General features: G+C 37.7%; 18 protein-coding genes and 1 riboswitch. Of the genes, 2 read left to right on the top strand and 16 right to left on the bottom strand.

What is annotated here, in order from left to right:
• Window positions 1-209: 209 nt before the first annotated feature.
• From J7Q84_RS14215 to J7Q84_RS14190, 6 genes are all read right to left on the bottom strand, one after another.
• On the bottom strand, window positions 210-1,298 hold the full coding sequence (locus tag J7Q84_RS14215; RefSeq protein ID WP_209095224.1) for a nitric oxide synthase oxygenase: 1,089 nt from the start codon (window positions 1,296-1,298) through the stop codon (window positions 210-212).
• A 279-nt stretch (window positions 1,299-1,577) separates the two neighbouring features.
• On the bottom strand, window positions 1,578-1,895 hold the full coding sequence (locus J7Q84_RS14210) for a DMT family transporter (RefSeq protein ID WP_209095223.1): 318 nt from the start codon (window positions 1,893-1,895) through the stop codon (window positions 1,578-1,580).
• Window positions 1,892-2,227: a DMT family transporter gene (locus J7Q84_RS14205; RefSeq protein ID WP_209095222.1), complete on the bottom strand. Its 336-nt coding sequence runs from the start codon at window positions 2,225-2,227 to the stop codon at window positions 1,892-1,894. Before J7Q84_RS14205 ends, J7Q84_RS14210 begins: the two co-directional genes overlap by 4 nt.
• Before the next feature lie 210 nt (window positions 2,228-2,437).
• Window positions 2,438-2,540, bottom strand: a riboswitch (guanidine-I (ykkC/yxkD leader).
• A 66-nt stretch (window positions 2,541-2,606) separates the two neighbouring features.
• Window positions 2,607-3,074, bottom strand: coding sequence for a PepSY-associated TM helix domain-containing protein (locus J7Q84_RS14200; protein ID WP_247739280.1), 468 nt, complete (start codon window positions 3,072-3,074; stop codon window positions 2,607-2,609).
• A gap of 149 nt (window positions 3,075-3,223) precedes the next feature.
• On the bottom strand, window positions 3,224-4,540 hold the full coding sequence (locus J7Q84_RS14195; protein ID WP_209095221.1) for a hemolysin family protein: 1,317 nt from the start codon (window positions 4,538-4,540) through the stop codon (window positions 3,224-3,226).
• Window positions 4,541-4,620: 80 nt separating this feature from the next.
• Window positions 4,621-5,028, bottom strand: coding sequence for a MerR family transcriptional regulator (locus tag J7Q84_RS14190; RefSeq protein ID WP_209095220.1), 408 nt, complete (start codon window positions 5,026-5,028; stop codon window positions 4,621-4,623).
• 334 nt (window positions 5,029-5,362) lie between these two features.
• Here J7Q84_RS14190 and J7Q84_RS14185 point away from each other — a divergent pair, with 334 nt between their 5' ends.
• The gene (locus J7Q84_RS14185) at window positions 5,363-6,610 is read left to right on the top strand and encodes a DUF445 domain-containing protein (RefSeq protein WP_209095219.1); all 1,248 of its coding nucleotides are present in this window, start codon (window positions 5,363-5,365) and stop codon (window positions 6,608-6,610) included.
• Between the two features lie 158 nt (window positions 6,611-6,768).
• Here the strand turns inward: J7Q84_RS14185 and J7Q84_RS14180 are convergent, their stop codons facing one another.
• The 5 genes from J7Q84_RS14180 to J7Q84_RS14160 all read right to left on the bottom strand — a co-directional run bounded on the left by J7Q84_RS14180 (window position 6,769) and on the right by J7Q84_RS14160 (window position 10,174).
• Window positions 6,769-7,338, bottom strand: a complete 570-nt coding sequence (locus J7Q84_RS14180; protein ID WP_209095218.1) for a manganese catalase family protein — start codon at window positions 7,336-7,338, stop codon at window positions 6,769-6,771.
• 14 nt (window positions 7,339-7,352) lie between these two features.
• Window positions 7,353-7,616, bottom strand: coding sequence for a spore coat protein CotJB (locus J7Q84_RS14175; protein WP_209095217.1), 264 nt, complete (start codon window positions 7,614-7,616; stop codon window positions 7,353-7,355).
• Between the two features lie 6 nt (window positions 7,617-7,622).
• A complete protein-coding gene (locus tag J7Q84_RS14170; protein WP_348519863.1) occupies window positions 7,623-7,826 on the bottom strand; it encodes a spore coat associated protein CotJA in 204 nt (67 codons plus the stop codon).
• A gap of 228 nt (window positions 7,827-8,054) precedes the next feature.
• Window positions 8,055-9,677 carry an MDR family MFS transporter gene (locus tag J7Q84_RS14165; RefSeq protein WP_247739279.1) on the bottom strand — a complete coding sequence of 541 codons (1,623 nt, stop codon included), beginning with the start codon at window positions 9,675-9,677 and terminating at the stop codon, window positions 8,055-8,057.
• Between the two features lie 56 nt (window positions 9,678-9,733).
• Window positions 9,734-10,174, bottom strand: coding sequence for a MarR family winged helix-turn-helix transcriptional regulator (locus tag J7Q84_RS14160; RefSeq protein ID WP_209095215.1), 441 nt, complete (start codon window positions 10,172-10,174; stop codon window positions 9,734-9,736).
• 227 nt (window positions 10,175-10,401) lie between these two features.
• Here J7Q84_RS14160 and J7Q84_RS14155 point away from each other — a divergent pair, with 227 nt between their 5' ends.
• The gene (locus J7Q84_RS14155) at window positions 10,402-10,584 is read left to right on the top strand and encodes a gamma-type small acid-soluble spore protein (RefSeq protein WP_209095214.1); all 183 of its coding nucleotides are present in this window, start codon (window positions 10,402-10,404) and stop codon (window positions 10,582-10,584) included.
• A 106-nt stretch (window positions 10,585-10,690) separates the two neighbouring features.
• Here J7Q84_RS14155 and J7Q84_RS14150 read toward each other — a convergent pair whose 3' ends face one another.
• From J7Q84_RS14150 to J7Q84_RS14130, 5 genes are all read right to left on the bottom strand, one after another.
• A complete protein-coding gene (locus J7Q84_RS14150) occupies window positions 10,691-10,939 on the bottom strand; it encodes a spore coat protein (RefSeq protein ID WP_209095213.1) in 249 nt (82 codons plus the stop codon).
• Between the two features lie 13 nt (window positions 10,940-10,952).
• Window positions 10,953-11,138 (bottom strand): hypothetical protein, encoded by a 186-nt coding sequence (locus J7Q84_RS14145; protein WP_209095212.1) that lies wholly within the window; start codon window positions 11,136-11,138, stop codon window positions 10,953-10,955.
• Window positions 11,139-11,265: 127 nt separating this feature from the next.
• The gene (gene copZ / locus J7Q84_RS14140) at window positions 11,266-11,469 is read right to left on the bottom strand and encodes a copper chaperone CopZ (protein ID WP_209095211.1); all 204 of its coding nucleotides are present in this window, start codon (window positions 11,467-11,469) and stop codon (window positions 11,266-11,268) included.
• 18 nt (window positions 11,470-11,487) lie between these two features.
• Window positions 11,488-13,884 (bottom strand): heavy metal translocating P-type ATPase, encoded by a 2,397-nt coding sequence (locus J7Q84_RS14135; protein ID WP_209095210.1) that lies wholly within the window; start codon window positions 13,882-13,884, stop codon window positions 11,488-11,490.
• 21 nt (window positions 13,885-13,905) lie between these two features.
• Entirely contained in the window at window positions 13,906-14,217 is a 312-nt protein-coding gene (locus J7Q84_RS14130) for a metal-sensing transcriptional repressor (RefSeq protein WP_280635598.1), read from the bottom strand.
• Between the last annotated feature and the right edge of the window lie 274 nt (window positions 14,218-14,491).

The raw sequence follows: 14,491 nt of genomic DNA, 5'->3' as shown, positions 1-14,491 counted from the left end.
AGTAAGTATGATTTGTATTATAGATGCTATATTAATATTCTGTCAATGTTTTTGCCTAATATTTATTTAGCATTTTTTTACTATAAAAAGATTTATTGCAGATAAAGTGAACCTGCCATCAGCAAGAGGCTTGCTTTCCCATTACTAGAGGATAGAATTAAAAGACTAAAAATCCCCTGTTAGCCACTATGTTACCTCCTAGTTCTTTCTTACGAATAAGGTTTACGTTGATAAAAATAATTTGGTTTCACTATTTCATCCCTATATTGTTTATGAAAAATATGAGTTGCAGCCGGTGAAACGGGAGGAATTAACCACGACCAATCTCCAGTCAGCTTTCTCCCTCTTTCTGCTTCTTGTTGCTCAAACATCAAAAATTGCTGTGCAGCAGTGTGGTGATCTACTATGCTCGCACCAGCTTCTTTAAAAGAATGAATAACGGCTAGATTAAGTTCTATCAGCGCCTTATCCTTCCACAATGTCGTGTTTCTCGATGTATCGAGCCCCATTAATTTCGCTACACGCGGTAGCATATTATAACGGTTACTATCGGCTAGATTTCGGGCTCCTATTTCCGTTTCCATATACCAGCCATTAAAAGGTGCGGCAACATAATCAATTCCACCTATTTCCAGTCTCATATCAGAAATCATAGGAACTGCATACCATTTTAAGTTCAAATCTTCAAACCAATCAAATTCAGGGTGCTTTAGAGGAACTTCCAGAACGTACTTACCCGGAATTGGGAGCCACTTGGGTAAACCCTCATTCACCTGAATGACTAAAGGAAGTACATCAAAATGTGTCCCTTCTCCCTTCCATCCGAGTGTCGAACAAATATGAGTAAAATCCACAGAGGCAGGGTCACCTATAATACCATATTCTGTTTCATAGCCAGCATATCGAATCAATTGATGGTTCCAAATTCTGATTTGCTCATTATTTATTTTTGGTTTAAAGATTGTGATAGTTGGCCGAATTTTCCCTTCATTGGTAGCAAATTCAATATGATTGAGCAAAGCATTGAATACTTGCTCTTCTGTATTTACGTCTCTAGCATCAAATACCTTCAGCATGTTCCAAAATAATCGGCCGATACATCGATTGCTGTTTCTCCAAGCCATTCGAGCACCATACTCTAATTCCTCAAAGGTATGCACATAATATCCATGTGTTTCGATTTCCTCTTTCACCTGATGTAATCGTTCCTCTATTTCTACTTCCGTCTTATTTAATTCTCTATAGGATAAAGCAATAAAGTTCTCGGCTTCTTGCAGCAATAATTCTTTCTGTAACACGTTATCCCCCTCAATGTATAAAACGCAACTTTTATATTCATGGTTGTAGCAATAATCTATATTACATCTCTAAATACCTATCATACCATTTGCTTCCTTAAATTCTTAGCAAGATACAATAGAAAATGTTAACAAATCATGACAATCCCCTTATCCTCTCTAGCATTCCACAAAAGCTTCATCTAAACCAAGACATTAGTCTACTTATAAAAAACTTCTCCCAAAATAAAAGTATAGGTTCTCATTTTTTAACACTGCCTTTGAATGTTTCCTTTTCCCTTACGCAATTACCTTCAGACCGATTGTTGCACTAAGAATCATAATGATAAATAGAATTCGCAACCCATTTTTCGATTCTCCATACAACAGCATTCCTAAAACAGCTCCCCCGGATGCTCCGATTCCTGTCCAAATAGCATACGCTGTTCCCATTGGCAAAGACTTCATCGCGATAGCAAGAAAACCGAAGCTAGACCCAAAGCTTAAAAGTAATACTATAAATGATTGCCAAGTGCGATCTTTATGAAACTTATTTATCATGACAACACCTGTCATTTCAAATAAACCAGCTAATATAAGATATACCCAAGCTGTCATGTATCTGCTCCTTCTCTATCGGTAGTTTTCGTTACTAACTTCAAACCAATAACACCACTAAGCAATACAAAGATTAGAAACACCTTCATAATATGGAATGCTTCTCCGAAAAAAAACGTTTCTGAGAAGACAGTACCTGCTGTTCCAATTCCCACAAAGACTGCATATACAGTCCCCACAGGTAGTCTTTTCCCCGCATCAATCATGAAATAAAAGCTGATACTTATAGCTAGTATCGTTCCTCCCCATTCCAATGTATTGTCAGCATGCTTCAAGCCAATAACCCAAAACACCTCAAAAAGAGCCGCTATAAATACTTTCGCCCATCCCATGCGATCCCTGCTTTCTATTTTATATCTTGCGTGTATTTTTTGACTTTTAATTTTCAGCATGCTTTTAACAGCATTTTATTTCTTCTTTCTCCACCTTTTCATATTGCCTAAACAATCCTCTCTCCGTGCTCCCTTCCTAGAACAGCCTTAAAGCAAAATTTTACTTCCTAATAAAATAAAAAAGCCCGGAAAAATATCATTAATCAGATATCCTCCCGGGCTTTTATCCCTCCGTGTAACATAGGGCAGCTGCAATATGCATTTTCTCTCGGACCAGGCCAGCCAAAGCTGTGGAACCCTAGAAAATTTAAATATTTAAGTTGGTATATAACGCATCTTAACAAATCCGTACTCTAAAATCAAATTCATTTTGAATAGCTTATGACTGAGATTCTGCTTTGAGTGCTTGCTTCTTCTGTGCCTTTCTTTGTCTTAGTAATACTTTTACAGATAAATAAATACCAGATATTGTAAGAAAAATCATAGAAACTGCTGCTATATCAATAACCCAGCTTATATCCATATTTCCTAATCGCCCTTCATGAAGCCCTCTAATTATCCCCATCAATGAATTTGCCGCTCCGCCTCTTTCCATTCTTCCATTTGGAACCATATTCCCTTCTTCAGCACCTATATTATTGGGCGGCTGGAAATCTCCGTCAAAGCCTGATCCTTGCTGCGAATTAAATCCCCCTGCCCCTCTATCCATACTCATTTCGGTATGACGTGTCCCTTCTCCAATAAGCCACGGTTCCGTCATAATAAGACCCGTTATCGCTTCCATCAAAAGAAATGCGGAAGTAATAATTCCAATCCATAAGTGGGCTTGTCTAGTTTTTTTCATCATGTTAAACCTCTCCTTTTTATTATTTTCTTAGCAGGTGTTTGACGCATCTGAAGAATACAGTAGTTATTATGAAAAACTTCTCTTAATTTCTCCTTAACTTTTTAGATATTATCTAAAATTAGATTTTCAAGCAAAAAACAAGCTGCCACCTAAACGGTAGCAGCTTGCTCTTTTACACTTATTTGTATTTCAACTGATTTGATTTGATGAGAATCCTTAGAAAGAACCTTAAAAGAGTATCCTTCCGCCTCTACTGATTCTCCTTCTTGTATTTCATGATTTTGCATCATAATCCATCCGCCAATTGTATCTACATCTTCATCTTCCATATGAAGACCTAATATATCATTAATCTCACTTATTAACACTTTGCCCTCTACAATTTTATGACTATCGCTAATATGCTGAATCGGCGGACGTTCATCATCGTCATATTCGTCTCTGATTTCCCCAACAATTTCTTCTAAAATATCTTCTAATGTTACAATACCGGCAGTTCCTCCATACTCATCATACAGAACAGCAAGAGGAATACGCTTTTTTTGCATTTGAAGAAGCAAGTCATGAATAGCAATTGTCTCCATAACTTCAATAACCGGACGGGTATATGATTGAATATTACCAAGGCTTTCCTTTTCCCCATTCATATAAAGAATAAAGAAGTCCTTAACATTTACCATCCCAATGATGTCATCCTTATCTTCACCAAACACTGGGTAACGTGTATATTTTTCTGTGCTTATAATTTTCATATGTGTTTCAATAGAATCCTCTGCGTACAGTCCGATAATTTCTGTACGCGGCACCATAATTTCTTTCGCGATCCGATTGTCAAATTCAAAAATATTTTCTACATACTTATATTCAGCTTGGTTAATTTCTCCATTTTCATAGCTTTCCGTCAGAATTAAGCGAAGTTCCTCTTCCGAATGGGCTACTTCATGTTCAGAAACTGCCTTCAATCCAAACAGTCTCGTGAACATACGAGCTGAATTATTTAATACCCAAATAAACGGGTACATGATGCGGTAGAAAACAATAAGCGGTTTTGCAAATAATAAACTTACACGCTCTGCTTTTTGAATTGCCAATGTTTTAGGCGCCAATTCCCCTACTACTACGTGTATAAAGGTAATCGATGCAAACGCAATAATAAAAGATAACGTACTTGCAATAGCAGGCGTGAAATTCCAGCTCTTAAAGACTGGTTCCAGCATGTCGTGCACTGTAGGTTCCCCTAGCCAACCAAGTCCTAATGCCGTAATTGTAATCCCTAACTGACAGGCTGATAAGTATTCATCCAAGTTTGAAATCAACTTTTTTGCAGCCAATGCTCCTCGCTTTTTTTCCGCAACAAGCTGATCTATGCGTGTGCTTCTAACCTTCACAATTGCAAATTCTGCTGCAACGAAGAAGCCTGTTAATGCGATTAAAACAGCAACTAGAACTAAATTCAATATCTCCAAAGAATTCCCTTAGTCAGGTGACTAAGGTATTCACCTCCTGTATATTTCCATTCTCTCTTTATTTAGTTACAAATTCATACTTATATTAAAAATAATAATAGTGTTTGGGTCAAAGCAGACATCCGGCCAGACAAATGCTTGATCATCATTTGGCGCTGTTCATCATCCATCCTGTCAAGAATTGGCTTTAAATCCACTAATTCCCTTTCCAATTGTCGAATATGCTTAGATACTTCATCCACTTGGTCTAATACAGCAGCATCTACTGCTGTTTGCTGCCTCTGTTGAATCACTTGTTTAATTTCACAAAGCGGCATATGCATTTTTTTACATTGCTCGATAAAGCGCAACGTGTGCAACGCTTTCTCATCATAATAGCGATAATTTGAATCTGAACGTTCCGCTTGGAGCAGTCCTAGATTCGTATAATAATCAATGGTGCGTTTCGAAACATGAGCCACTTCCGACAACTCTCCGATTCGGTACACGATCCCAACGAACTCACTCCTCTCCTACTATAGTATATATGATAAAACAACCTGAACTGTACAGTCAAACGTTATAGTTCATATAGATGTTATAAAATAATTCTCCATCAGCAGAGTGTGTCACTATCTTTCAGAATAAACACCGAGAAGGTTTGCTTTCACATTCACTATCGCCTCTTTTAAGAAAATTACAAAACTGATCATATATTCTTTGTATTGAGACAAAAGTTTTGCACCATTATCTACGAAAACAGGCCATTCACTTGAAAAATAGTGAGTTATTGCATATCCTTTGATTATCATGACTTTATTTTGAAAAGGATGAGAGACAAATATGTCTATACAGTCAAAATATTTAGCCGGCATTTCACTTACAGTAATGGGGGCAGGCTTTGTTGGAACCCTACCATTTCAAGGCTCCTTGGCAGGAGAAATCATCCAAGGCGGCTTTGAAGCTGGACTAGTTGGCGGATTAGCTGATTGGTTTGCAGTTACAGCCTTATTCCGTCATCCATTAGGATTACGTATACCCCATACAGCTCTGCTTCCTAAAAATAGAAAAAGGCTTACTAAGGGTCTTATTAATATGTTAGAAAATGAGTGGCTTACGAAAAAAAGTATTACTGCTAAATTGCAGCAAATGCATCTAGCCGAAAAAATCTTAAATATATTAGAGAAAGAAATATATTCTGATTCCTTTAAAACAGCCATTCAAGCAATTGTAAAACAAGCTATTCTTCATATTAATGTACAAAAAACAGCTATTTTTGCGGAAAAGGAGCTTAAGACCTATCTATACTCTGTTAACACTACACCGTTGTTTCAATCTGCAATCGATCAAATACTTACACAGGGATATGATGAAAAAGCGCTAGATTATTTTCTTCTTAAAGTTAGAGAATGGACTGAAAAAGACGATTCCCGCAAACAACTAGGCACTTTAGCGATGAGAGCACTCAACAATATTGAATTGGATGGTTTTATGCAATTCGCACTAAAATCATTTATGAATATTATTGATGAGGAAAAGCTAGGAAGTATTTTACAAAACTTCATTTTGAAAGGATTACATAGCCTTCATGAAGCTGATAATGGTAATCGAATCGCTTTGCTTCGCCGAATCCAAACGGAGCTCACAAAACTAAAAGATAACGAACAGCTTCATACTGAAATAGAAAACTGGAAAAAGAAACTCATTGATGGCTGGCATGGTGAAGAACACCTTACCAGTATTATTGAAGAGCTGAAGCAAAGAACCTTAGCATTTGTACAAAAAGATGATTTTGTTACTTTGCATATTCTTCCTTTTGCAGCGAGTACATTAGATAAAATTAAGAACAACCCCACTTATATGGCGAATTTCGAAAAGTGGATTCAAAGACAAATCATTCATCTCGTAGAGAGCAATCACTCTAAAATAGGGAAACTTGTACAAGAAAATTTGGACAAATACGATGATAAAGCACTGATTGCAATGATGGAGAACAATGTAGGGAAAGATTTGCAGTGGATTCGTGTGAACGGAGCGGTTTGCGGATTTATAATCGGAATCGTTTTAGAAGGATTCAAAATGTTTATCTAGTTAAATAGTACTGTTGTTATGAGGCTATATCTTGTAAGAATAATCTCATATTACCTGCATACTTACGACGTGTAGCTCCCTTTTGGAGCCAAAAAGCCTTCCGTACAGCTCGTGTATGGAAGGCTTTTTGGTTTTAGTATCATGTCTTAATTCATCATCTAAAAAATTCTTTTTTCATCTTTCGCCTCTTTCAGTAATTCAACAGCCTCACGAAACCTTTGAGAATGAATTATTTCCCTTTCCCGTAAAAAACTTAACCCGTCGTTCAAGTCCGGATCATCTGACATATTGATAATCCATTGGTATGTAGCACGAGCTTTTTCCTCAGCGGCTATATCTTCATATAAATCTGCAATGGGGTCTCCTTTTGCTTGAATAAAAGTAGCTGTAAATGGCACACCGGCCGCATTATGATAAAACAAAGCACTATCATGATTGGCATAATGAGCATCTAAACCAGCTTCGCGCATTTGCTCCGGCGTCGCATCTTTGGTTAGCTTATAAATCATCGTGGCGATCATTTCTAAATGGGCGAATTCTTCTGTTCCTATATCCGTTAATAAACCGATTACCTTATCTGGAAGAGTATAGCGCTGATTCAAATAACGCAACGCCGCTGCGAGCTCTCCATCTGCTCCCCCATATTGCTCAACTAAAAACTTTGCAAGCCTCGGATTACATGTACTCACTTTAACAGGATATTGTAACTTTTTTTCATAAATCCACATGTCCAATCTCCTTTCTATACCTGCCAAGGCCATGGTCCACTATGCCAGCTCCATTTTTCATCGGAGTAGCTGCTGCCATATTGCTGAAGCGGACCAAATTTTTCTTCAAAAGCTTTTTGAACTTGCTTTTTATAATGAGCATATTGGTTAAATTGATTGATAGCATTCATATCTTGAGGATGCGTGTCTAAATATAACGTAAGCTCTACCAGTACAAAATCAACAGCCTGCAGCTCCTCTAACAGCTGATAATATTCTAGCGGCAAGGGTTGTTGCATATTCTATTACCTCCTGCCTTTATAAGGATTTTCATAAGAATCATAAAAAATCGGCCACAAGGTTCCCTTTTTTAAAGCTTCTTTATAGTTAAACTGCTCTAGATTCTCAGGCTGAAAGCCTACGTATAGCTGCGGGGGCGTAAAATAATATTTTTGACCAATGGATGGACAGGGATCCTGAGGGCTATGGTAAGGTGTATAAGATTGGATGGATGTATAATTCGGCTGCTTTCCATTCAAGTATTATCACTCCCTCTATAAAAAACATGATTTTTCTTCTCTCCTTATTCCCTTTCATTGTATTCAGCTATTCTCCGCCTAATGAGTAAAATAAACCTTTTTTAATCTATTACTAAATTAGCAAGGGACGTTATCTAAAAACCAAATAGCAAAAGACCTATGGTTCAATACCATAGGTCTTTATGCTCTACATCTTAATTAATCGGCAACAGATACTGCAGCTCGTTTGTCTGCATCTTCTTCATCTGTCGCTTCTTTTTTTCTGCCTGACAATTTAATTTGCTTTACAAATAGAGTAAATATTGCCCCTACTACAATAAATGATAAACCTACAAAAAATACGCTGTGAAGTGAATCCATTAAAGATGTTTTTAAAATCGGAACCATTTGTTCTGCTAAAGCAGCAGGTATTTGCTTCAAGGCTTCGGGGCTGAACAAAATTTGGAATAGTCCTTCAGGATTCGTCGCAATCATCTCTTTAAACTGAGATACCATAGAGCCCGCTTCGGCTGGTAATGTGTCTAAGAATGGAACAAATTTATCTTTTAGAAGCGTACCAGATCTATTGTTCATGACCGCCCCTAAAATTGTAATCCCGAATGTTCCTCCAATGGAACGGAAGAATTGGCTTGAAGAAGTGACAACTCCTAGTTCTGCTTTTGAAAAGCTTTCTTGTAGAGCCAACGTCAGAATCGGCATGACTAATCCCATCCCTAAACCGATGATAGCCATATAGGAGGTTGCTACTAATTTTTTCGTATCTAGATCTAATGTTGTTAATAAAAAGAAGCCGCCTGCCATAATTAACATACCTGTTATAATTTGCGGTTTAATTCCTACCTTATAGACAACTTGACCGCCGATAATACTGGAAATAATCATAGCAATCATCATTGGTGTCATAATCGTTCCTGACTCCGTCGCACTCACTCCAACAATCCCTTGCATAAAGAACGGAACAAATGTAATAGCTCCGAACATTCCTATAGCCATAAAAAAACCAATCAAATTCAACATGGTAAATGTTCTGTTTTTGAACAAGTACATAGGAAGAATTGGCTCTTTTGCCTTCGTTTCAACAATTACAAAGCTTACTAAACTAATAATAGCTAATGCGAATAACCCAAGAATCTGCCATGAATCCCAAGCATAGTCCTTTCCTCCGAAGCTAAGTGCAAGAAGAAGGCTGACTACTCCGACAATCATGGTAAACATACCTGCAATATCAAAGTTAATTGGTCCTGTTTGCTTACGTCCCTGTAATCCCATTGCGATAAAGATTGTCGCTATAATTCCAACAGGCAAATTGATATAAAATACCCATTTCCAATTTAAAGAATCTACAATCCATCCACCGATTTGCGGGCCGATTACAGATGCAAGACCATAAATACCACCGAAAACCCCTTGAAATTTTGCGCGTTCTTTTCCTGTAAATAAGTCCCCAATAACAATCATTGCCATCGGCATCATAACACCGCCGCCAATTCCTTGAATACCGCGATATATAATTAATTCCGTCATATTATTGGCCATGCCGCAAAGTGCGGAAGCAGCCATAAAAATGATAAGCCCTGTCACATAGACTGTTCGTCTGCCCAATAAATCAGCAAGTTTTCCTGCAATGGGAACTACTGTCGTGGACGTCAGTAAGTATGCTGTTGTTAACCATGTCATCATGCTTAACCCGCCAAGATCTCCAACAATTCTAGGCATTGCTGTCCCTACAATCGTACCGTCAAGTGCAGAGAAGAACATGGCAATAATTAAACCGATTAACAATAGCGTACGGTTTTTAGTAGTATTCATTGATGTACTCATCTCATTGTCTCCCTTTATTTGTAATCTTTTTTATTTTAGGGCTAAGAATGTCCCCGTTATCTCATCGCTATAACAGCTTCTGCAAGCTTCTCTGTAATATCAGCCATAAACGAGAGCTCCTCATCATTCAAATAACCAAGATACCGCTCCACAATAGCCTTTCGATCTTTAATAACTTTTGTAAGCTTCTCTTCTCCTCGCATAGTCAAACTGATATTAACAACTCTTCTATCTTTTTTATCATGCTCTCTCTGAACCAATTCATTCTGTTCTAATCTATCCACCATAAAGGTAACGGCGCTCGGCTTTACGTCCAATTGTTCTGCCAATTGGGAAACTTTGCAGCTGCCTTGTTTTTTCAAATAGACAAGAACAAAAAACTGTGTAGGAGTGATACCTTGAGCGTGCATGCTTTCAAGTATCTCTGGTTGCATCTTGTGAATAGTAGTATGCAATGCAGATTGAATACGCTCAATATAGTCATTCATCTCCTTCATAAATTAATCCTCCTTAATAATTATTTTACCTAAATATATAACTTCATTAAATATTTCACAAAGTTAAATATATAGTTTGAATAAATAAATGTCAATATAAAAAAGTAAAAGACGTATAGCCAAAGTACTCCTTAATCATCTATTAAGCGACACATACCTCTTCATATAATTTCCGCGTCTATTTAGACAGCACTGGGCTCAAATTATCCATAAGGAGGTAATTATGGATGAACAAAAATTCCTTTCTAAAAAATACAAACCAAACAGCTTCTGGAACAAGTCTGCAACAGATTACCGCACAAAATGCAGAATACACTCAAGAGTTTTCCAATGAGATGGGCGTTCAACATATAAAACAACAAAATGCAAAAGCTGGATTTAACAAGAATCACTTCAAAGATAACAAATAATCCTCTAGAAAAACCTTAGAGTCAATATCCGTATGGACCAAAACAGACCTTTTTATAAGGTCTGTTTTGGTCCATAGTATCTCGTCCTGAAGCAGTGTATCTAGGTTTATTGGGAGCTTAATTCACTTTTCAGTTGCTCTGCTACATTAGGATCAGCCGGAGCTGCAGGTTTATAATACCCTTTTTGTAACGCATATTCATAAACATTACGTTGCTTAGATTCACATTGATTTCTAATTTGAATCAATGCTTGGCGCAGCTGTTCATTATCAGACTGAGTTATATAATTGGCATAACCGGTGAGACTGGCGTTCAAGCCGGCTAAATAATCATTGACCATATCTTTATCATTCATGCTAAACACCTTCCTATCCTAAAAAAGACATCAATGTTTGCTTTGTATTCCTTGCTGCCCGCGCATCTTGCTGTAACATTTGTTTAAGCATTGGATCACTGCAAGCTTGAGCATACTGATCCAATTTATTAGCAACTGTTTCATGTCCTCCAATAAGATGACGTAAATTTTCTAGTTCCAGTTCCGTTAAATGTTGCATGATAAAAGCCTTCCTTTCTTAATCACTCCATTTCCATTTTATTATTTAGTACGGGTAAAAATTATATACCCCCCTCAAATGAAAAGTAAAAGGTGACCGATTCAATTAACCAGTCACCCTTCTTTACTTATTTCACATCATAGCCTTGATCTTCTATAGCCTCTTTGACTTTATCAATATTTACTTTTGTCTCATCAAAATCTATATCTACTTTCCCTTCTCGCAGATGTACCTCCGCTTTTGTTACTCCTCCCAATTCCTGCAGCGCATTAGTGACTGCCGCCTTACAATGATTACAAGTCATTCCTTTTACGTGTAATGTGATTGTCATTATGTCTTCCTCCGATTTCTATATTTTTACGCGTTTCAAGCGAAGCGCATTTGTTATAACAGATAAGGAACTGAATGCCATTGCGGCACCAGCAACCCAAGGCTCTAATAATCCTGCAGCTGCAATTGGGATGCCAATTGTATTATAAAAGAGTGCCCAAAACAAATTTTGCCGGATATTGTTCATCGTCTTTCGGCTTAATTCAATGGCTTTCGGAATATGAGCCAGATCTCCTCCAACCAATGTCACATCAGCAGTTTCAATAGCAACATCAGCACCAGTACCGATTGCCATACCAATATCTGCTTGCGCAAGAGCAGGGGCATCATTAATACCATCGCCTACCATCGCCACAATATTGCCTTTTCGTCTCAGCTTTTCCACGATATTTACCTTATCAGCCGGCAGTACCTCTGCATATACATGTTCAAGATTGACCTGCCTTGCAATTGCTTCAGCAGTTCTCTTATTATCGCCTGTTGCCATGTATACTTTCACACCTAATTGTTTTAAGGCTTGGATTGCAGATTTTGAGCTTTCCTTGACTGTATCTGCTACAGCAATGATACCGGCAAGCTGATTATCAACGGACACCATCATAACAGTTTTTCCTTGATTTTCAAAATCTGTCATACATTTTTCATATTGAAAAACCTCTACCCCGCGTTCTTTCATGAGTTTACGTGTGCCTACAAGAACTGTTCGTTCGTTTATAATTGCTTCAATGCCATTTCCCGTAATAGCCTTAAAATATTCTACAGGCTTCAAATCAATAGCATTATCCTTTCCATATTCTACTATGGCATAAGCTAATGGGTGCTCAGAAGAATATTCCGCAGATACCGCATACACTAACATATCGTCTTGAAGGTTTACTACATCTGTCACTTCTGGTCTTCCTTTTGTGACAGTACCTGTTTTATCTAATAAAATCGCACTCACTTTATGCGTACCTTCTAAAAATTCTCCTCCTTTAAAGAGGATACCATTTTCTGCACCTTTTCCTGTACCCACCATGATGGAAGTCGGTGTGGCTAATCCGAGCGCACAAGGACAGGCTATAACTAGAATGGCGATAGCTACTTCCAAGGCTTTTGGCAAATCGCCAGGCAAGATGAAAAAATACCAGGTCAAAAAGGCAATAAGAGATATTGCTACCACGATAGGAACAAATATGCCCGATATGATATCAGCCATACGCTGAATCGGAGCTTTGGAACCTTGGGCCTTCTCGACAATCTTGATAATACCTGCAAGTGCAGTATCTTTTCCGACTTTTTCAGCTCGCATAGTCAATAATCCATTAGTGTTAATGGTTGCACCGATAAGAAATTCTCCTGGTTGTTTATCAACGGGAATAGATTCCCCTGTAATCATGGATTCATCGACAGAAGACATACCTGATAGAACGATACCGTCTACAGGTATTTTTTCTCCAGGCTTAATCACAAGCGTATCTCCAACAACTACATACTCTAACGGTACTTTTACTTCTTTTCCCTCTCGTATAACCATAGCTTCTTTTGCCTGCAGACTAAGGAGCTTGGACATCGCCTCCGTTGTTCTGCCTTTTGCCAATGCTTCAAAATATTTTCCAACGAGAATAAGTGTAATGAGTACCGCACTTGTTTCAAAGTATAAGTTTGGTGCATACGAAGAGTTTTGAATTGTTTTAATTGCTTCATATAAACTATAAAAATACGCAGCCGATGTTCCCAGTGCAACCAACACATCCATATTGGCACTTTTATTTTTAAGCGCTCGATATGCCCCTGTATAGAAATGACCGCCAATATAGAACTGAACTGGTGTAGCCAGCACAAGCTGAAACCATGGATTCATCAATAAATGTGGCATAGGCACCCTTGTAGCAAACGGCATATGTGCCAACATAGTGTATAGCAATGGTAGAGCTAGAATAACGGAAATCCACAATTGAAGCTTCTTCTCCTTAAGTATCTTTTTGTGTCTTCCTTCAGCATCTAACTGCTCATTTCGCACGCTACTTTTATAGCCAAGCTTTTTTATTTTTTCTAAAATATCCTCAATTGAGATAACGGTCTCGTCATACTCTACCACTCCACTATTAGCAGCTAAATTGACAGAAGCTTGTGAGACTCCCTCTAAACGATTTAAGCCTTTTTCAATTCGAGCAGAGCAAGCAGCACATGTCATACCCTCAATATCAAGAATGACTTTCTCAGTTTCAATTCCATATCCCAGTTTTTCAATTCTTTCTTTAATGCTCTTCGCTTCTTGCTTAGATGGGTCATAGGTAACCGTAGCCTTTTCCATAGCTAAATTCACATTGGCCTCTACCCCATCCATTTTATTAAGCACTTTTTCAATGCGAGCAGAACAGGCGGCACATGTCATACCAGTTATTCCAACTATCATTTGTTTGTGCCTGCTCATGATGATATCCTCCTTCTACTTTTACTTCGAAAATTGCTTAATGACGCTCATTAGTTCCTTAATAGATTCTTCTCCATTGCCTTCTTGAATAGCTTTTGACACACAATGGTTTGTATGTCGCTCTAATAAGGAAAATCCGACTTTATTTAATGCTGCATTAATCGCAGAAATTTGTACTAAAATATCTACACAATACCGATTATCTTCTATCATCTTTTGCACACCGCGAACTTGTCCCTCAATTCGTTTTAAACGTTTAATGACATTTTCGATTTCCTCTTCTGTCCTAGGAACCATTCTTCCATCAGTATTGCCATCTTCACACCGATTCAAAGACATCACCTCGTAGCTTAGATTTAACAACCCTTTATATACATTATACCTGTATGGGGTATAATATGCAAATTGTAGTTTTATTAAACAACCTACTCTCCATACAGTTAATTGTGCACAATTAATACAGTACAGCACTGTCCAATATGGATTTCACACCATTTCTACACTTTTTTTCAAATACCTTAAAAAGCTCCCTTTAAAGCAGAGACAAGAGATTTCAAAATGTCTATACCCGCTTATTCTTATAAAAAAAAACCGCTTTCATAATAAC

It is taken from the genome of Bacillus sp. 165 (assembly GCF_017742235.1).
Lineage (GTDB): Bacteria > Bacillota > Bacilli > Bacillales > Bacillaceae_G > JAGHKQ01.
The sequence above is the reverse complement of the archived record's forward strand: the minus strand, read 5'-3'. Positions and strand labels throughout refer to the sequence as shown.